The sequence below is a fragment of the Thalassoroseus pseudoceratinae genome, from assembly GCF_011634775.1.
GTDB classification, from domain to species: Bacteria; Planctomycetota; Planctomycetia; order Planctomycetales; family Planctomycetaceae; genus Thalassoroseus; species Thalassoroseus pseudoceratinae.
Genome location: NZ_JAALXT010000010.1, coordinates 84,503 through 102,342, shown reverse-complemented (window position 1 = coordinate 102,342; position 17,840 = coordinate 84,503). Strand labels below are relative to the sequence as shown.

The window sequence follows — 17,840 nt, the reverse complement described above, 5'->3', positions numbered from 1 at the left end:
ATGCAAATCATTGTCCAGCCCGACGGCTCGCTGCGGTGTCTCTATTCCGAGAAACTCGATCTCCGCTGCCTTGGTCAATTGACGATCACTCGTGGCAGCCATGTCGAACCCAACTCCGATGGCCAGTGGACCGCTGATCTTTTCCCCGTGAATGGTCCCATGCTGGGGCCGTTCCCCGCCCGTAGTCAAGCCCTCGATGCCGAACGTGAATGGCTCGAACAGCATTGGCTGACTTCGCACTGACGATTTCCCCCGACTCACAATTCCCAACTTTCTCAAAGGATCACCGCCGATGTTCCGCCTGTTCCAAACGATTTCTCGTCGACTAAAAACGGTGTTTATTCTCGACTCCGCTCTCGACCGCAAAGCCGAGTTCCTGGCTCGCCACGCCGAACGCAAGGCTGGGCTGATGCGGCGTGCCCTCGAATACGAAGAGCAGGGATTCCCCGAGATTGCCGAGGAATTGCGTTGCCAGACAGCCAAATTCTCAATCGAACTGAAACTCGGCCAAATGAGTTCGGCGATCGATAGCTTTGCCTCGAGTGCGAGAAAACAGCCGAGGTCAGAAGCACGACCATTGAACGGTCAAGTTCCACTGCCGTCCGCCAACGGCTTAGATTCCCAGAAGACGTCGGACCAGACAAATCGGACAACCGCGACTCGATAGTCCAACCATCATTTTCCCACTTCGCCCCACATGGGGTAATTGCGTTTTTCCACGCGATCGCCTCGCAGTTGGGGCGATCGCTTTTTCTCTCATGTGATGCTGACAGAAAGAGCCAACCATGACCCAAAACGACCTCAACCGATCCGTCGCCCGATCCACAGGCGAGAGTGTCCGCGAAATCTCGCACCGGGGGTTTGTGCCACTCGACGACCTTGACTGTCAAAACGAGGAACCGCTGATCGATTGGGACACAGTCGATGCCGAACATTCGCTGCAATGGTTCCCCATTCGGAAACGTCCCGCGTTCGGTGTCTGACAACGTCAAGATTTCCGTCCCAACTTGTTCTCTTCCGTAACCAAATATTAGGAACGTCACTCATGAAAATTTTTCTGATCAACAACGACGGCGCGGGCTTCGCGGATACGCAAGAACTCTCCGAAGGCACCACGATTCAAGCATTGTTTGCGAAGACCGTGCCGCACGGTCGACCCGAGGATTATTTGATTCGGCTCAATCGCGGACCGGTCGCAGCAGACTATGTGCTGCAAGACGGCGACCGTGTTTCGATCACTCCGACGAAAATCGAGGGGGCAACAATTCGTTGCTAGATCACAGATCGATTTCGCCGCTGGGTTTCTGGATCCAGCGGCGGAATCAGTAGTTAAGAACGAAACACTAAACGAGGAGTCGAACTTTGAAAACGTTAGTCAATCTCCATCGAAAGCTCACCCCACGACTCGCCGAACGACTTCACTCCTGTCTGAATTCAGCCAGAGCACCAGCTCCGAGGGTTTGGCCGGTCGCAGTCATCGAGTGCATCGAGCGGTTACTCCGCCTAGAAACAAAAGCTCACAGCCGCGGTTGGTTCGCAGCTGCGGCGATCGTCCGTAGCCAACTCCAATCCGCGTTGACTGATCTCCAAGAGCGACTCGCACAACTACGAAGCCAAGTTGACTTGCAGCCGCCTTCGACTAGCTCACTTCGCGATTTGATCGCTGACATCAATGCGTTGCAAAGTGAGTTCGAGCAAGTGGAAGTCAATCTATCGACGTCGACACTCGCCGTGACTACCCGTCCGATTGTGCTCGAAGATGTGTTTCTCGGTCCGTTTAAAATCGCACTCAGTTTTTCAGCCGGGCAATCATCGACGAGCTATACAGTGACGGCACTCGAACCCCATCCGGCGGCGTCCGACGACGCCATCACGCATCCGCACATTCAGGATGGTCACCTCTGCGAAGGCGAAGGCCGCTTACCACTGCAACGGGCTCTCGAAGACGGTCGGATATTCGATGTCTTTCAGATCATTCAGCAGATCTTGACGACCTACAACTCCGGAAGTGCCTATGTCTCGCTTGACGATTGGCATGGAGTCCCTTGCGTGACCTGCGGCATGTCGACCAGCGATGACGAGCGCACGTCCTGTCAGCTGACCGGCGAAATGCTGTGCTGGGAGTGTGCGGTCAGTTGCTCGGACTGCGAACGCACTCTGGCTCCCGATCGCACGGAATGCTGCTCCGAGTGTGACGACCAATTCTGTTCTGCCTGCCTCGATCAAGGAATTTGCCATGCCTGCCAAGACGAAATCGAGACCGAAGCGGAATCGGTCTTGCCCGCTGGTGCCAACGCTCCGGTTCACGCCGTATGCTTGGAGCAAACTGCTCTATCTACGGGACCGGGGTGAAACCGAAGTCGGTGGTTTTGGACTCAGTACACCCGATGATCTGTTTTGCATCGAAGACATCCGACTGATCCGTCAGCACACCACTGTGGCCAGTGTCGAATTCGACGATGACGCGGTCACCGACTTTTATGATGAGCAGGTTGATCAAGGTCGTCAGCTCGAGCAGTTCAGCCGCGTGTGGCTTCACACACACCCTGGTGAATCTGCCGAGCCTAGTAACACCGACGAGCAAACCTTCGAGAGGGTTTTCGGCCACGTTGCCTGGTCGGTGATGATGATTCTAGCTCGCGGCGGTGAGAGCTATGCCCGCTTGCGGTTTGGTAGCGGTCCGACGGCCGAACTCGAAGTCCCGATCGACATCGCGTGGGAATTCCCATTCCCGGAAAGCGATCACGCCGCCTGGGATGATGAGTATGACCGCTGTGTCCAGCCGGTCCATCAGACTGAGTGGTCGAACCTCAAAGATCTCGCCGGCGTTCCCTTGGACGAGGAATTCGTTTTACCGACCGATCCCCGATTTCTCGATTTTGAAAGGAGCAGTTTCTTTGATGACGAGTTCGACCACTTCTGACCGTTTTGCACGGCAAACAGATCTGGTGCCTCGTGATGCAATTCAGCGTCATCGGGTGAGCGTGATTGGTGTTGGTGCCGTCGGCCGGCAAGTGGCTTTGCAACTGGCGGCCATGGGGGTGAATCGACTTCAAATCTTTGACTTCGATATCGTCGAACCAACGAACATTACCTCTCAAGGTTACACTCAAAACGATTTCGGGCAGCTCAAGGTCGAAGCGACGAAGGAGGCGATTCAATTGCTCGATCCGGACATTGAAGTCCTGACTGTACCGCACCGGTTTCGGCCGCAGGATCCGGTTGCCGAGGTTGTCTTCTGTTGTGTCGATTCGATCACTGCCCGCACGGCGATCTGGCGGATGCTCAAAAGCCGTTGCCAGTTCTGGTGCGACGGCCGAATGCTAGCCGAGACCGTACGAGTGTTGGCTGCCGCCGACCACAGCGAGCGGACATATTACAGCTCAACGCTGTTCTCGGCACGACAAGCCAACATCGGTCGCTGTACGGCACGCAGCACAATCTACACAGCCAACATCTGTGCCGGTCTGATGCTCCAACAGTACACCCGCTTCCTGCGAGGACAGACGATCGACCGGGACCTGTCGTTCAACCTCGCCGCCAGCGAACTGGTGAGCTTGTGAATTTCCCCTTCAATTCTGACTCCATCGGGAGACCGTTTTGCGAGCTATCGACCCTCAAGCGACGATCCACTACCTGGCTTGGTTCGGTTTCGTCTGTCTGATCGCCAGCCGATTCATTGGACTGCTTGGAGCGGCGGTCATCTGGCTACTCACCGCCGTGACCCTGTGGGGAATCGGCTCTTCCAAACCACCGCAGCCACGAACCCGCACCAAGCATCAATCGAAACGGTGTCGCCGCTGACATCGATTTGTTGAAGTCGCTACGTCTCTCAGGCCCGGCCCCGAGGGGTCGGGCCTGGGTGTTTCTTTTTAGCTATCGCGGATCCCAATTCCCTAATCTGCCCCCGGTCGGACCAGCCAGCAATCTATTGGCCCAACTGCTTCAAAGTTTTGAAGCAATTTTTCACTTCGCATCCTGTATGCTTTGACGACATTTTATCGCGAGTTTTTAACTTCAAACAGCCGCCTCAGAACTTGTCGGCATGATCGCCACAGTGTTCGACGTCGCCCATGGCAATCACGCGATCGCTGACCGCAAACCGTACTTCATTGGTCCCGTCTATGACTAGCATCCGCTGATGACTAAAGACCTTCGGTGCACTCTCTGAGACACACCTGGCAGAAGAACGTATCGCTGTCCGTCAGTGACATCACAAAGTACACCACCTTTTTCGGGTCGTCGAGGATGGCGGACCACGCCGTGCGACTTATTGCTTTTTACTTTGGCAGTTCAAATTGCTTTCGGCGTGGTCGATCGAGCAGTGTGTTGGCCTCATTGTCGTCAAACCGTTCTTCGGCGGGATTCCACTTTAAGGGTCGATTCAGTTCTCGAACAATGTTGGCGAGATGGCACACGGTGACGCTTCTGTGGCCCACTTCCACGGGTGCGTTGGGAACGTTTCGACTGTGGATGCAGTCGATCCAGTTTTGTAAATGCGGACGCGCAACGAATCCACTGCCCTTCCATTTCTCCGTAACGGTGGGATCGGGGCCGTCGGCGATGAGATCGACAGGGTCGGTTACGAATTTATTACGGCTGATCGTCATAGTTCCCTGCTCACCATAAAATGTCGCGGTTGGCACGCCTGGCAGGAAGTTCAGAACGGTGCCACTAGCATATTCCATTGTGATCGGACGGAAGCGAATGGAATCGCTGAATGAGCCACTTGGACGCGGCGTCTTCTTGTGCCACTTTTCCTTCCAGTCGCGTTCCAACGCGGCTTCACTGATGTCGAGTTGCTGATTGCCGATCGTGTCTGAATTAAGAGGTGCAATCCTCACAGGCCCGCTGTGATCCATACCCAACGCGTATTGAATCATGTCAATATTGTGGGCTCCCCAGTTCGTCATCAGATGACCTGAGTAATCGCGGAACAGATCCCAGCCTCTCCACAGCAACCCGTCGACCTTAAACTCGTCTTTCACCCACAGTTTTCTATTGTGGGGACGGTGAGGACTTGGACCGAGAAACAGATTCCAATCAAATCCTTCTGGAATTGGTTCCGAAGAGAAATATGCGTGGGCAATCGGACCGGGATAATTCGGGCTGTCGACTCGCCTGACTCTTCCAAGTCCTCCATCGCGGATCAACTCGCAGGCAAAGCGATTCACTTCCATTGTCCGTTGTTGACTGCCGACCTGAAGCACGCATCCTGTCTTCTTCACCATGTCGGCCAGCAAGCGGCCTTCGCGAATCGTCAATGAAAGCGGTTTTTCCAGATAAATGTCCAGCCCAGCCTCGAGCGCGAGCATCGCGGCCGGTACATGATGATGATCGGGCGTTGCGATGATCACGGCATCAAGCTGCTCCTGATCGAGCATTCGCCGATAATCCTGATACGTCCTGCAGTGCGCAGCATGATCATCACGAAAGCCGGCGAGGACTTCCGCGAACTCCTTCTTTGGTTCAAGCGTGTCAGCCATCCTTGAACTTGCACAATCACAAATGGCTGTTACTTGCGCTGTTTCGGGAAGATTGCCGATCAGATACTTGCCACGAACGCCGGTGCCGATCACCCCGACGTTTATCCGGTCATTCGCTCCCAACGGATTAGCACGTGCCCAGCGGGACGTAATGGCTGTTCCGAAGGCAAAGCTGCTGATCGCAGCTGTTCCATGACGAAGAATGTCACGTCTGGAAATCGTCGTTTGTCCGGACATCAGTTTGAGTTCCTCAGCCAAGCATCATGTATGGGGGCATCACAATCATTTCCGGTTGTCACGAGGGCGAGCTGTTCTGACTCGTTTGACATCCTGATTTTCTTTGTTGCTTGTAGCCGAGCAGAGTGAATGGTGTCGGTCGGGTAGTTGCCGTTACAGCCCTAGCTCGGAGCCGGCGTACTGAATGCTCGCACGGACGTTGGCATCCTCAAGCTCAACCTGTTTCGCAGGAGACAGCGTGCTCACCTGCTGAAGGATTTTTGCGGGATGGTCGCGAACGAACCGCAATGTGCGGGCCAGATCGAGGGCTCGCGAAGTGGGCATCGTTGAATAAAATCCGTCCGTCAGACACGGAACTTTGAGCGGGTCGCGCGTGATCAGCTCCAGCGCAAAGCGGACGTTCGGCTTTGCATTTCTGATGATCGCCACCATCTTCTTCAGGTCGAAGCTGCCCTGGCCCAGTGGAATGTCTCCCAGCAGGAAACCGTCGTTGTAAGGCTGCAGTGCCTGGTCTTTCAGATGCACGGTGAAGACGTATGGGGCGAGTGCTTCAATCGGCTCATAGGCTCCGTCGAGCAGAGCGAAGCTGTTGCCGGTATCAACACAGGCTCCAATGAACTCGTTGTCCAAATGCCTAAACAACGCGACCCGCTCGTCGAGCCGCTGGTCTTTGTGATTCTCGACTGCAAACGGCACGCGATGCTTTTCGACCACTGGCGCGGCGCGTTCGAGCATCTGCTGACCACGTTTTTCAAACTTGCGAAACTCATCAAGCGTCTTGAATCGTTCGTACCGCCTGCCTGGAATGATTGTCGTTCGAGCGGCCTGAACACCAACGTCGCGAGCCGTCTTGATTTCGGCCTCGAAGCGGGGCAGGTCGTCATTGTTCTTTGGTGGTTTGACGATGGCATCGATAAACAGTTTGTGCTGCTCGGCATAATCACGCAGTTGATGGATTTTGTCGGCGGTCATCACGCCAAGATTGGCCTGTATTCCGCCCGCACCGAGCAAATGGCAATGCTTGAGAAACGTCAACGGCTCGAACAGATCGAACTCACGATTTTTCTCTCGCATCCAGCGACGACGAATGTTGCAATCGTAAATGACCAGTCCCATCCCCGTTCGCTCAACGGGTTCAGCAGCGAAAATTGACAAGGACGGCATTGTGACGCAGCCTGCGATGGCACTTAGCCCGCGAATTGCAGTGCGGCGGTTGATCAGCGAATTCATCAGCATCCCTCTTCGTACGAAGTTTGAGAGGTTTCATCCCAACTCCAATCCGCGAATCGTTCCAGTGCTGCTGGCGAATTTTTCGTCCTCGATCCCCATCCGCTGCAGCATGCTGACAAACACATTTGCCAGCGGCTCGTTGTTCTTTCGATCGAACGCCAGGTGTGATCCATGTCTGAAGCCGCCACCAGCCAGCAACACCGGCAGATTGTAGCCATCATGCCGGGCGGCATCGCCAATGTTACTGCCGTGCAGAACCATCGTACTGTCCAACAGCGTGCGGCCGTTTTCCTCGGCGGTTCGAAGGCCGGCCAGCAAACCAGCCAGACACTTCATTTGCGCACGTTCGATAATGGCGAGCTCATCGCCCTTCTGTGACGCCTGATGAGTCAGGGCATGGTGAGGGACGTCGACACCGGGCAGGTCGACTTTTGGATTGAAGGTTTCGTTGACCAGGATCGTAATGACACGCGTGGAGTCGGTTTCCAATGCCAATCGTGCCATGTCGTACAACATGCGGGACTTCGGAATAAGCCCGCCGGGTGACGTGTTGTCTTTCGGAACTGGAGCATCGACGGAAGTCTTCGGAGTGTTCGCCCACGCTTCCTGAGCTTCCAAACGCGTTTCAAGTTCACGCAACGAATTGAAGTACTGATCCAGACGCTGGCGGTCAGAACCCCCAACATCCTTCTTCAACCTTCGAATCTCGCTGGCGAACTGATCCATCAGACTCTGGCCGTTCCGCAAACGCTGCACCTGCTGGCGAACCTGCTCGGGGCTGCCTTGCACGAACAACGCCTTGTAAACGTCGCTGGGACGTTCGATGGCGGGCACACGAACACCATCGGCTGTGTAAGACAACGAATTCGATCCCGGACCGACACGCAACGCCAGCGATGGCCAACGAGTTTGGAAGCCGATCTCATCAGCCATCCGTTGATCAAGCGAGATCGTATTTTTGAATCCCGGTCGAGTTGGATGCGTTGCAGCCGTCAGGAAACAGCGATCGGAATTGTGTTGGCCTCCCGTTCCTGGATGATGCAGTCCGGAGAAGACAGTGAAGTCATTTCGAAACTCAGCAAGTTCTTTCAGATACTCAGTGAATTCATAGTCGCGGCCGGGCTGCTTTGGAAAAAAACGATCGGACATAAAACCCAAGTCGACGTTGATCGCGATCATCCTCCGAGGAGGGGCTTTCGTTTCCTCTTTCGCGAATGCAGGGTGCATGGCATCCAGCCACGGCAGCGCCAATGAGACGCCCGCTGCCTTCAGTATCGATCGCCGCCGTATGTGTTTGCCGGAAGAAAAATGAATAGTCTTCATACTTGGAGCCTCGTTAGGATTTATGCAATTGTGTTCTACTTGTTGCGAAATAAAGGACTCTGGATCAGTCCGTGAATCATGGAACGCAGTCGAAAGCCATCCGCCGCAGTCTGGTCGAGGATGCCTTCGATAATATTTCTGTCAGAGATGCCGATCGGAGCACCCGTTGCATAAATAGTCAGTCGCTGCAGGACGTTGCGAGCGATCGCGCGTTTGTCCTTCAGCACAAGGTGTCGAAAGTCTTCGATATTCATGAATGGCTGACCCGCCAGTTCGCCGGCGGCATCCACTGGAAGCCCGAGCTTGAATTGAATTGGCTTGGCTCGACGATTCAGCCCCTTCACAGATTCTCCCTTTTCCAGCGAGTGATATCGCTCCCGGAAACGCCCCATGACATCGAACGCTTCAAGTGCAAAGCCGGGTGGATCGATCTTCTTGTGGCAGGCAGCGCACGCCGCGTCCTCGCGATGAGCGGCCAGTAATTCGCGGATCGTAGTTGCGCCGCTCAGATCCGGTTCGACGGCCGGAACGGCTTCCGGTGGCGGCGGAGGCGGATCGCCCAGCAGGCGGTCCATGACATACACGCCGCGCACGACCGGCGACGTCGTCGTACCGTTGGCACTGACCTTCAACAGGCTGGCCTGAGTGACCAGTCCACCACGCAGGGAGTCTTTGGGCAGCTTGACTCGCTGGACTTCGCCGCTGCTGATATCGTCGATTCCGTAGAGTTCTGCCAGTGCGCCGTTAGCAAAGACGATATCGGAATCGAAAACGCTACTCGCGGGAAGATTGTCGCGCAGCATCGCCAGTACGAAGGCTCGTGTTTCCTTGAGCATCGATTCCTTCAGCCACGGTGAGAATCCGCTGTAAAGATTCTCATCAGGCTCGGTCGTCCCGATATTTTTCAGGTCGAGCCAGTGATCGGTAAAGTGATTGACGAACCGTGTGGCACGAGCGTCATCAATCATCGCGTCGACGATTTTCGGAAGCTCGGTCTGAGAAGCCGCAGCCACCTGCCTTTTCAACTCCGCGTCGGATGGTGAATTCCACAGGAACAACGCCAGGCGGTCCGCCAGTCTGTGAGGTGGCAGCGGCCCGGGATCCATTGGCACCAGAACGAAATGCGGCGAACTCAGCACCGCCGTGTAGGCAGAAAGCATCGCTTCCTGAAAAGATGCATCCTCGGCCAGTCGCCGTCGAAATGTCGCCATCGGAATAGTGAAATCGTCTGGTGCGATCTCACGTCGATAGGCGTCCGCCATGAATGACGTGAGCAACCGTTTCGCGTCGACCTCTGGGTTCTTTGAAACGACTTCGTAATCGAGACCCGAATCGTCCAGCGTATCCACTGGCCGCATCGGAAGATCGCCGAACAGCCGCCGGTGGCTCGGCGGCGGCCAGGAATCAAAGAGTGGACCTTCCATTTCAAACCCTTGAAACGCCACTGCCGGAACATCGACGACGGGATATCTCAAGCCTGTTTTCTTGTCCCTCGGTTCAATCCTCCATAAAGGCAGAGACGCCGCAGTCACGCTGACCGTTTCGCCGGCGTTCAGCCAGGCTTCGATCTCGTGCACCTCCGCTTGCGGAGTAACATCAACATGTCCCAGCAGTCGAGTGTCGCTATAAAACGCGACGACTTCGGTGCGTGTTGTCGGTTCGACTTTCCCGTGATTTGCCCGAAACGTGAAAGCACCGACTCGGATGCGATACCACCCATCGTGGGTTGCTTTGAAGTCGCGGCCGATCGTTTGTGTACCGTGACTGAGGACCCCAACTGCATCGATGTAAGGAGCCTTATCAAGCACAAAACCCGGCGTCCTTTTCGCGAAGTTGCCGGGCCAGTTTTCGAACGTGTCGTCAACGCTTCGACCCCGAATCGGCATTCCACTACCGCTCTTGAGGTTCTGATATAGAAACGGGGACTGTTTGCTGAGGATTAACGTCGGCTGGCCATTCGCATTCCCGAATGTCTGCTTGAAAGTCTCGCCTTTGATGTCCGAAATCCAGACGTGTCGCGTTTGCTTGGCAGGTTTCTTGAGTCCGGGAGCCATGGCAGCGCGAACGGCTTCGTCCGCAACTTCCAGGTAACGATCGATCTGGATGTGTGAGAACGGCAGGGCCGAGGACGACTTGCCAAAGCCATCCGACAGCCCATCGGGAGGCAGTTTCTCCCCCGCAGTCAATTTAGGCAAATGGAGAACATCTTTAAGGGCGTTAATATGTTCTTCGCGGCTGAGCCGCCGCACGGTCGTGCGGCCCTCGATTGCGTATCGCTTTCGCTCCGCATCAATCAATCGAGGCCGCAGATAGTCTATAAACTCTTCGATCTCATTTGATTCCGGTTCGCCATAGTCTTCCGGTGGCATTTCGCCTCGTTGAACGCGGTCAACCGCCTTGACCCAATCGGCAAGGACATCGACATCGTCTAGCCGGAACGACAGCGATTCCAAGTCAAACCCTCGCTCGGAATCCTCTCCCGTGTGGCAGTCGAGGCAATGCTTCTCAACAAACTCAGCGATCTTCGACGGGACTTCGCCCCGTAGCGGAGCCGTAAGCAAGATGCTCATAAACGAAAGAGCAACGGTTGTTTTCACGATCAAGTCTCCTGAGCCGTGCCAGAGCGTTTGCACGCGTTGGCGGATGTGCTTCCTAATTCCATAGCACTTCCGGCCACTCGGTTACCTGGAAACTTTAGAGTATGAGCAACGGTAGTTATCCGCCTCTAGGGGTAGCGGACGCTTTTGGTTTCGATTGTGTTGGTTGCGGAATCACGTTGTTCATTTCGTTTGAAAGGAACTCACTTGGAATGACACGGTGGCCAGTCATGTGTTACGAGTTCACTGCTTCTCCCGCGCAGCCGATCGATATTCGGTGTGATCGCTTTGTTACCGTAGCAGCCAAGTTCTGGACGCAGATCATCAACGGCGATAAACAGAATGTTGGGCTTGTCCGCTGCGAAAGCGGGAGCTGACAAGGCAAGCACGAGAATCGCAAGACGATGGGCACATGACGCCAAGGATCGTAGTAACACTCGGTAGTGCGATGTCTTCGATTTTCGATTCGTCATGACGTTTGGTCTTGTGATGAGTTGCCAGTTCACGTTAGTCATTCTTCGTTTCCCATGATCGGAGTTACACTTCGCCATGTTGGCCCGATTCGTAGTTCGTCGATGATACGATCCGTCGTTCCCTCGCTGCTGAGCAAGACCAGATCCAACCGAGCATCGAGATCCACGTCGCGAGTCACGACGTGCCAGGTTGAGGGTTCGGCGTACTCCAAAGCGTCTTCTTCGCCGTAAACTCGAAAACTGATTTCATCGTCTCCGTTCTTGTGTGAGATGATTTTGCCGATCCAAAGCGTTGTTTGCCCTGTCGGCAATGTCATCGGGCTGGTGTGCCAAACCCCGCCACCTGTGCTAACGACAGGACGGAACTTTGCGTCACGTCCGAAACTCACCAATTCACCGTCGTAGTCCTGTGAAGAACGAAACGTCAAACGCAAACGTTCCTTGGTGTCGCTGTCCCTATCGGCGCGTTCCATTTCGCGAACCATCATGCTCAGGAACGTCACGTCTTCGCGACCGAGTTCAATTGCCGTCTTCAGCCGACGCACGTAGTAGACCCGCCCGCCGGTTAGCTTCAATGCTCCCAGCCGACCGCCTGGCACTGGCCAGGGGACATTCATTTGGCCGTGAACAATTTCAAGGTGATCAGGAGAAGGGGCGTCGTAAGGCCTCGTCCGCTCGGAAGCCACACGCTTTCGCCATGGTCCGGTCCAGCCGATTCCCACATCGCTTTCTTTCAATGGCAAAATCCCAGGCGAATAGTTGAATCCTTCATAGGCAGTCAGCAGGTCAGAACGTGTGCGTGGATTGACCCGCCGGATGAACTCTTGAAACCGTGGCGGATTCATCGGAACGGCGCGTGGGCGACCGTCCTTGTCGATAGCGATCCCCTCACCGGCCTGCAATATCCTGACGAGTTCATCGGCAGCTTCGATTGGGCGATAGCTGACTTGCCCATCGAGCACATGCACTTCCGTGTCGCCGACGCGATTCACTTTGACCGCGAATTCAGTTCCAAGATCGATCACTTCGCAAGTTGGCGTCTTGAGAACAAACCCTTCCGCACCTGCCTCCGCCCTGACGACGACATCGCCAAACAACAATCCAGCACTACCGGCGGAATGGAGTCGCAGAGAGGTTTCCCCTGTCATCACAAGCTCAGCGCCGCCATCAAACCGAATTACTGCAATGCCCGCTTTCAGATCGAGGGATCGCGCTGAGAGACGTTGCCCCTCGGTAGGCGATTCGCTTGAACTCCATTCACATTTGTCCTCAAGCAGCATGGTCGCGACGTAACGGACTGGCATTTCGGTTTTTGCAATTGGCTCCGTGACAAGACTACGACTCGCCGGATCGTCAATCTGATTGACAAAGTACCAAGTCAGTCCGCTAACAAGGATGAAAACTGCGACCGCGACAGCGAGAAAAAAACGCTGCCAACCCGTCGCCTCTTTCCTTGCAGCAACGTTGGATGGCCTTCCTTGAAGTTCCGAGATGACGTCGCCGACGAATTGCTGGCCGTCGTTTTCAACTGTCGCAACTGCAGCTTCGACGAATCGCTCGTCGTCAAAGGGTTGTAACGCAAACCCAAGCAGACGATGCTCTTCGTACAGGTCGCCTGCCCGCTGAAGCAGCTCAGAATCAGTGTCCAACAATTGTTGCAACGAGGCCAACCCAACTTGGTCGAGTTCACCTTCCAGAAACAGCGTCCATAGTTCTTCAAATTGCTGAGACACTAGCCTGCCTCCTCAGCGAGTTTCTGTTCGATGCATTCGTGCAGCTTCTGTCGCAGAACATACAAGTGTTTCATGATGGCCCCAACACTTCGATTCGTCCGCTGGGCGATCTCGGCCAGCGGGAGCTCACTGGTGTAACGCCAATCGAGAACCTCGCGTGCGTTGTCCTCAATTTGCTTCAGGCATTCGCGCAGATGTGTCAAACGTGACGGCTCCTCCGCGGCCTCTGCCGCACGGCGATCTAGTTCCTGACTGAGTGCATGTGGCACATACCGGCTGTGGTAATCCGCCAAACGCTTCAATCGCGTGCATTCGGCCATCAGCTGAAAGCGAGCAATCGTGAACAGCCAAGCACGAAAATCAGTTCCGACTTCAAACTCTTGAATTCGATGAAACGCCACGACAAATGTCTTCTGAGCCACATCGTCCGCATCACTGCCCGGCGGACATCGAGACACAATCCACGCGCGGACCGGCCTCTGGTAAACGCGGACAATCTCCGCGAAAGCGTTGAGATCTCCATCGACGACACGCCGAATGTACTCGTCCAAACTGGTTGATCCGTCCATTCACGCCTCAAGAAACTGCAGAAACCCCAGTATGACCCAGAGATAGCAGCGATTCGATGACGGTTACCCCAGAAAATATGTAACTGCGATTTCTCCGTCAGAGCCACTTGCCATGGAACGGCTTTTAGTACAGAAGATCGATTAAGACACGAATCGGATGCATGGACGCATAAACGCAACGACAAAAAGCGCCGCCCACGACATCATTCAAGTCGCCATGGGCTGGTTCGATTGCCATCTGCACCGCTTTCAAATCGGACCACGGCGATACGGCATCCCGGACCCAATGGACCGGGCCATGGGAATTGACATGATGGACGAACGGGGCGTGCAACTCAGCGATGTCATTACACCAGCCGGACAGCGTGCGACGTTCATCTACGAATATGATTTCAGCGACGGCTGGCAATATGCGATCAAGCTGGAAGAAACTCATGCCGCAGTACCTAAAACCACCTATCCCCGGTGCACCGACGGGGAGCGTGCCTGTCCACCGGAAAATGTTGGTGGCATTGGGGACTACGAAGATTTCCTGAAGGCAATCGCTGATCTCGACCACGAGCGACACGAGGAGCTCACAAAATGGATTGGGAAGTATGATCCGGAGATGTTTTTTCGGGCCGATATCAATCAAGACCTCCGCAAGATTTTTTGACACCTGTCATCGCTCGCCTCGGGGATGATGCGAATGGAAGATTGTAGCGCACGTGGTGACTTTGGCGACTCTTTCTCCTCGATGCGGTCTCGAACACATTCTCGCGGGGAGCCATATCTGTGACGATGTCCAACGCTTCCCGGCAAAATAAGACGCAGATTCGTTCGTGTCACTTCCGTGTCCTTGATTCTTGCGGACCACTCCCTGAGGATTATATCAATGCGTCTCTGTCAAAGTCGGGTGCCCAAACATGGTGACGAATCAAAGTGCCGATTCCTCGGATGAAATCGGCGACGAAGCCGTTCCTCGATACCTCAGCATATTTCGGTATGCGTTTGGGGCGGTGATGTGGTTGGGATTGGCGGTCGCTGTTTTCGGGGGGCTGCCGCGTTTTCGTAGGCTATTCGAGGACTTCGATGTCGAAATCAGTCCATTGACGGTTTTCGTTTTGCGGTTCATGGGACCGACTTTTGTCCTCATCGCCATTGCGGCCGTCGTCGCGTTGACGATGACGCACTCCCGCGGAAGCCGTTGGTTGATCCTTTACGGCATTCCGTTAGCATTGATCGTCCTGCTGATGCTCACTCTCGGTTGGCCGCTTCTCAGCCTGCTTGACGATCTCTCCTAACAATGCAACGACAGCCATAGAACCGCAACAAAAGCTGGATGAGATGCTGCGGTTTCTTCTCCATTCCCTTCATTTTGCCGACTTGGAAATCAACCTGTGCAGGCTGCCGGAACAGCGATGACTCACTCAATCGCCTTCGTCTGCTCGATTGTGGTTGTGATAACTCACAGGGCCCGTGGCCAAATGATATTTGTGGACGACGCTCAAAACACTAGCGCAACGCGTCTTGTTTCATCTGAGATGATCTCGCCTCGAACATGCGCTCCTGCTCCGGCAACACCGTCTGTTTCGGGCCCAACATCGACCGCTTGGCCGCGATGAGCACCGCGTTTCATGCGGTCCTATTGCCAGGACGCATCCTGTAGACCTTCGTGAGCGTGTTTATTGTCAGGCTACTATCTATGCGACACCGGCGTTCTCGGTTACTTCAGTCCGCAGAAGGCGATTGGCGATTGGCGATCGGGTGACTTGGCCACAGCATTTCCAAAATCGCAGCTACTACACGGCTCACGTGAGTAAGATTTTGCATATGGGGGTTCGGGCGAAATCGAAGCGTGACCGGATGACGCGGACGATCCCCGCTTCGTGCATGGAGTGGGTCGACAGTCCCGAACCGGAGTGGAAAGCACTGTGCGATGGCGAAACGCTGGAAGGCACGGCAGCCGCATCACTTTAGAGAGGATGACTGATTGCGGAGGTGGCGAGTGATGATTGTAGGAGACCTATGGAATGGTCTTTGGGTTGCCAGGAGTGTTTCGATGTCTCATTTCTTCCTCGACTGCCTTGCTGAGTTGCCATTGACTGCGGCAAACCAGCTGGTCGAAATGCGCAGCTCGTCAACCAGCCAATCCCCTACTCCATTACTCGAAAGTCGGATTGATTCTAACTCCTGGAACGGAACTGGCGAGTCACATTGAAGCGTCCAAGCGTCTGGTTCGGATGTGTTGACCGTTTCATCCTGCTGGTAGATTCTGGCAGCGACACTGCTTGTTTCATCGTCGAAGGACATCTTGAGAACAATGAGTAGCGTACTGTTCTGGGGGAGATGGATCGCTGTTTGCTCGATGTTTCCAGCACAGTTGACATAGGGAAACCCTTCGGAAGAGATTCCGAAAGTGACAATGGGAAAACGTCGTCGATGAGAAACCGATTTCGGTTCCATGGAAATTCGAAAAGAAGCGAACGAGTCTTGTTCAGCGACAATCTCATTCCGATCCAATAAGAAACTAATATAGATTGGTTGACTAGCGTTCAACTCTCTTGACGTATTGAACTTTCGACGGAGATTGGAGTCGGACAGTTTGAGGCACATTCGTTCGTTGCGATCGACTTCAAAGACGGTGCCGGATGGTGCTGGAACAACTTCGGCGAGGGGGCCTCGTTTGCGGCCGATTGCTGTCCAACCACCGTCCCAACCGAAGCCGCTTCGGCCACGTCTGATTCGCCCGGCAATGTTCTCGAAACCATCATAGGCGAGGAGCTCGTCGCCTGCGGTCTGTTGGATTTCGGCATCCAGTTGTCTGACAAACTTTCGTTGACCAAACGGAACACGACCGGGCGGTCCGGGAGTTCGGCGATCAAAGCGGTAGGCTTCACCGGCCTCAACCAAGTTTTCGCTTGCCGACGGCCCCTCATCGGAAACACAGAAAACGCTTCCCTCAAACACATGCACCTCAGTCGCCGATTCTTCGAGAGCCACCGCGTACTCAGTTCCCTCATCGTAAATCGTGGTTTCGGGTGTCTCCAGAACGAACCCGTTCGAGCGATCGGTGACATTGACGTACACACTCCCACGAATCAAGCGAGCCGCATCTGCTGAAAGCACCGCTAGTTCACATGGGGCTTCGAGAACGAGGTTCGTGCCGGAATCAAACAGGAGCTCGGCGACCCCTGTTTCGAGAGTGACATGATCTTCACGGAATCGTTGTTGTTTCGACCTCTCGATCTCTGCCCATCGGCCATCATTGCTCAAGCGGAGACTTCCGAAGAACCGTCCATCATCGGAAGCGTTGACCAGCGGTCCCGGCTGACCATTTGGAAATGGACGGTCTCCGTGACTAGTCACGTACCACACTGCTGCAACAACAAGACAAGCTAGGCTCGAAAGAACGACGGCAACGGACCTCAAACGCGGTTCACGATTCAATAGGGAGCCGACGGAGTTGGTGCGAACGTGGTCCGCTTCGCTGCCTTCTTCGGCCCACGTTCGCAAGGCGGCTTCGATGTCCATTCTTTCTCGATAGAGACGGCGAGATTCCGGATCGCGTTTCAGGATCGACTGAAGCTCTTCGTGCTCGCTAGGAGTGATCTCGTCCTGAATGGCGTTCTCGATGAGTTCGGAAAGTCGATCGTGATTCATGACTTCACCCCCTCCGCAGCTAACCGCTGGCGAATACACGCCGACAGCTTTTGCTTCAATCGAGCGAGCTGCTTGTAGATCACTTCACGACGCTGGCCCAACGATTCCGCAACTTCCGAAATCGTCTCAGTGCCCAGATAGCAAAGCCGAAGTAGTTTTTGTTGTCGATCGTGGAGTTGAGCCAGACAAACCGCCAAGGCCACCCGGCGAGATTCAGAGAGTGAGTGTTCTTCCTCGGATTCGGCTGCGATCAAAGCCATTAGATCGGCATCGAAATGAAGTCGGCTGCGTCGCTGTGTTTTGAGAAAGTTGCGGACTTCATTGAAGGCGATTCCACACGCCCAGTGGAAAAAACTTCCCTCCGCTTCAAACTGATCCATCTTTCGCCAGAGCACAACCGTTGTTTTCTGAAAGATATCTTCGGCGTCGGCTGGGTTGACGACCTGTTTCAGGATGAACGCAAAGAGCGCATGCCGATGCTTCGCGAGTTGTTTGACGAACTCGTCGGTGGATGAACTTTCTGAATCATCACTTGTCATCGGTCTCCTTC

General features: G+C 54.7%; 20 protein-coding genes. 11 read left to right on the top strand and 9 right to left on the bottom strand.

The window, feature by feature from the left end:
* The 8 genes from G6R38_RS26605 (at position 1) to G6R38_RS26570 (ending at position 3,804) form a co-directional block, all read left to right on the top strand.
* Positions 1-243, top strand: coding sequence for a hypothetical protein (locus G6R38_RS26605; RefSeq protein WP_166831811.1), 243 nt, complete (start codon positions 1-3; stop codon positions 241-243).
* A gap of 49 nt (positions 244-292) precedes the next feature.
* Positions 293-667 carry a hypothetical protein gene (locus tag G6R38_RS26600; RefSeq protein WP_166831810.1) on the top strand — a complete coding sequence of 125 codons (375 nt, stop codon included), beginning with the start codon at positions 293-295 and terminating at the stop codon, positions 665-667.
* A 118-nt stretch (positions 668-785) separates the two neighbouring features.
* Positions 786-983 (top strand): hypothetical protein, encoded by a 198-nt coding sequence (locus tag G6R38_RS26595; RefSeq protein WP_166822387.1) that lies wholly within the window; start codon positions 786-788, stop codon positions 981-983.
* A 62-nt stretch (positions 984-1,045) separates the two neighbouring features.
* On the top strand, positions 1,046-1,276 hold the full coding sequence (locus tag G6R38_RS26590; protein WP_166831809.1) for an RnfH family protein: 231 nt from the start codon (positions 1,046-1,048) through the stop codon (positions 1,274-1,276).
* A gap of 86 nt (positions 1,277-1,362) precedes the next feature.
* On the top strand, positions 1,363-2,352 hold the full coding sequence (locus G6R38_RS26585; RefSeq protein ID WP_166831808.1) for a hypothetical protein: 990 nt from the start codon (positions 1,363-1,365) through the stop codon (positions 2,350-2,352).
* Positions 2,288-2,923: an MPN domain-containing protein gene (locus tag G6R38_RS26580; RefSeq protein WP_206028750.1), complete on the top strand. Its 636-nt coding sequence runs from the start codon at positions 2,288-2,290 to the stop codon at positions 2,921-2,923. Before G6R38_RS26585 ends, G6R38_RS26580 begins: the two co-directional genes overlap by 65 nt.
* Positions 2,901-3,563, top strand: coding sequence for a ThiF family adenylyltransferase (locus G6R38_RS26575; RefSeq protein ID WP_166831807.1), 663 nt, complete (start codon positions 2,901-2,903; stop codon positions 3,561-3,563). Before G6R38_RS26580 ends, G6R38_RS26575 begins: the two co-directional genes overlap by 23 nt.
* Positions 3,564-3,600: 37 nt before the next feature.
* Positions 3,601-3,804, top strand: a complete 204-nt coding sequence (locus G6R38_RS26570; RefSeq protein WP_166831806.1) for a hypothetical protein — start codon at positions 3,601-3,603, stop codon at positions 3,802-3,804.
* Between the two features lie 476 nt (positions 3,805-4,280).
* On the opposite strand, the gene G6R38_RS26565 is transcribed toward G6R38_RS26570, so the two are convergent.
* From G6R38_RS26565 to G6R38_RS26535, 7 genes are all read right to left on the bottom strand, one after another.
* On the bottom strand, positions 4,281-5,723 hold the full coding sequence (locus G6R38_RS26565) for a Gfo/Idh/MocA family protein (RefSeq protein WP_166831805.1): 1,443 nt from the start codon (positions 5,721-5,723) through the stop codon (positions 4,281-4,283).
* A 153-nt stretch (positions 5,724-5,876) separates the two neighbouring features.
* Entirely contained in the window at positions 5,877-6,758 is an 882-nt protein-coding gene (locus G6R38_RS26560) for a sugar phosphate isomerase/epimerase family protein (protein WP_206028749.1), read from the bottom strand.
* A 228-nt stretch (positions 6,759-6,986) separates the two neighbouring features.
* A complete protein-coding gene (locus tag G6R38_RS26555) occupies positions 6,987-8,276 on the bottom strand; it encodes a DUF1552 domain-containing protein (RefSeq protein WP_166831803.1) in 1,290 nt (429 codons plus the stop codon).
* A 35-nt stretch (positions 8,277-8,311) separates the two neighbouring features.
* Positions 8,312-10,873, bottom strand: coding sequence for a DUF1588 domain-containing protein (locus tag G6R38_RS26550; protein WP_206028748.1), 2,562 nt, complete (start codon positions 10,871-10,873; stop codon positions 8,312-8,314).
* A gap of 203 nt (positions 10,874-11,076) precedes the next feature.
* Positions 11,077-11,388, bottom strand: a complete 312-nt coding sequence (locus G6R38_RS28310) for a hypothetical protein (RefSeq protein WP_206028747.1) — start codon at positions 11,386-11,388, stop codon at positions 11,077-11,079.
* Entirely contained in the window at positions 11,385-13,079 is a 1,695-nt protein-coding gene (locus tag G6R38_RS26540; RefSeq protein ID WP_166831801.1) for a FecR family protein, read from the bottom strand. Before G6R38_RS26540 ends, G6R38_RS28310 begins: the two co-directional genes overlap by 4 nt.
* Positions 13,079-13,648: a sigma-70 family RNA polymerase sigma factor gene (locus G6R38_RS26535; protein WP_166831800.1), complete on the bottom strand. Its 570-nt coding sequence runs from the start codon at positions 13,646-13,648 to the stop codon at positions 13,079-13,081. The genes G6R38_RS26540 and G6R38_RS26535 overlap by 1 nt, the downstream gene beginning before the upstream one ends.
* Positions 13,649-13,805: 157 nt before the next feature.
* On the opposite strand from G6R38_RS26535, the gene G6R38_RS26530 reads away from it, so the two are divergent.
* From G6R38_RS26530 to G6R38_RS26520, 3 genes are all read left to right on the top strand, one after another.
* Positions 13,806-14,303 carry a plasmid pRiA4b ORF-3 family protein gene (locus G6R38_RS26530; RefSeq protein ID WP_166831799.1) on the top strand — a complete coding sequence of 166 codons (498 nt, stop codon included), beginning with the start codon at positions 13,806-13,808 and terminating at the stop codon, positions 14,301-14,303.
* Positions 14,304-14,553: 250 nt separating this feature from the next.
* Positions 14,554-14,931, top strand: a complete 378-nt coding sequence (locus G6R38_RS26525; protein ID WP_166831798.1) for a hypothetical protein — start codon at positions 14,554-14,556, stop codon at positions 14,929-14,931.
* Between the two features lie 463 nt (positions 14,932-15,394).
* Positions 15,395-15,607 (top strand): hypothetical protein, encoded by a 213-nt coding sequence (locus G6R38_RS26520; protein ID WP_166831797.1) that lies wholly within the window; start codon positions 15,395-15,397, stop codon positions 15,605-15,607.
* 87 nt (positions 15,608-15,694) lie between these two features.
* Here the strand turns inward: G6R38_RS26520 and G6R38_RS26515 are convergent, their stop codons facing one another.
* Both G6R38_RS26515 and G6R38_RS26510 read right to left on the bottom strand, forming a co-directional pair.
* Complete coding sequence (locus tag G6R38_RS26515) at positions 15,695-17,290, bottom strand: FecR domain-containing protein (protein ID WP_166831796.1); 1,596 nt, start codon at positions 17,288-17,290, stop codon at positions 15,695-15,697.
* Positions 17,287-17,829 carry a sigma-70 family RNA polymerase sigma factor gene (locus tag G6R38_RS26510; RefSeq protein ID WP_166831795.1) on the bottom strand — a complete coding sequence of 181 codons (543 nt, stop codon included), beginning with the start codon at positions 17,827-17,829 and terminating at the stop codon, positions 17,287-17,289. The genes G6R38_RS26515 and G6R38_RS26510 overlap by 4 nt, the downstream gene beginning before the upstream one ends.
* Positions 17,830-17,840: the final 11 nt, after the last annotated feature.

Excerpts from the sequence above, each read along its gene's own strand:
- G6R38_RS26605 (WP_166831811.1), top strand. The coding sequence starts at position 1 with ATGCAAATCATTGTCCAGCCCGACGGCTCGCTGCGGTGTCTCTATTCC.
- G6R38_RS26600 (WP_166831810.1), top strand. The coding sequence starts at position 293 with ATGTTCCGCCTGTTCCAAACGATTTCTCGTCGACTAAAAACGGTGTTT.
- G6R38_RS26595 (WP_166822387.1), top strand. The coding sequence starts at position 786 with ATGACCCAAAACGACCTCAACCGATCCGTCGCCCGATCCACAGGCGAG.
- G6R38_RS26590 (WP_166831809.1), top strand. The coding sequence starts at position 1,046 with ATGAAAATTTTTCTGATCAACAACGACGGCGCGGGCTTCGCGGATACG.
- G6R38_RS26575 (WP_166831807.1), top strand. The coding sequence starts at position 2,901 with ATGACGAGTTCGACCACTTCTGACCGTTTTGCACGGCAAACAGATCTG.
- G6R38_RS26565 (WP_166831805.1), bottom strand. The coding sequence starts at position 5,723 with ATGTCCGGACAAACGACGATTTCCAGACGTGACATTCTTCGTCATGGA.
- G6R38_RS26555 (WP_166831803.1), bottom strand. The coding sequence starts at position 8,276 with ATGAAGACTATTCATTTTTCTTCCGGCAAACACATACGGCGGCGATCG.
- G6R38_RS28310 (WP_206028747.1), bottom strand. The coding sequence starts at position 11,388 with ATGACTAACGTGAACTGGCAACTCATCACAAGACCAAACGTCATGACG.
- G6R38_RS26535 (WP_166831800.1), bottom strand. The coding sequence starts at position 13,648 with ATGGACGGATCAACCAGTTTGGACGAGTACATTCGGCGTGTCGTCGAT.
- G6R38_RS26530 (WP_166831799.1), top strand. The coding sequence starts at position 13,806 with ATGCATGGACGCATAAACGCAACGACAAAAAGCGCCGCCCACGACATC.
- G6R38_RS26525 (WP_166831798.1), top strand. The coding sequence starts at position 14,554 with ATGGTGACGAATCAAAGTGCCGATTCCTCGGATGAAATCGGCGACGAA.
- G6R38_RS26515 (WP_166831796.1), bottom strand. The coding sequence starts at position 17,290 with ATGAATCACGATCGACTTTCCGAACTCATCGAGAACGCCATTCAGGAC.
- G6R38_RS26510 (WP_166831795.1), bottom strand. The coding sequence starts at position 17,829 with ATGACAAGTGATGATTCAGAAAGTTCATCCACCGACGAGTTCGTCAAA.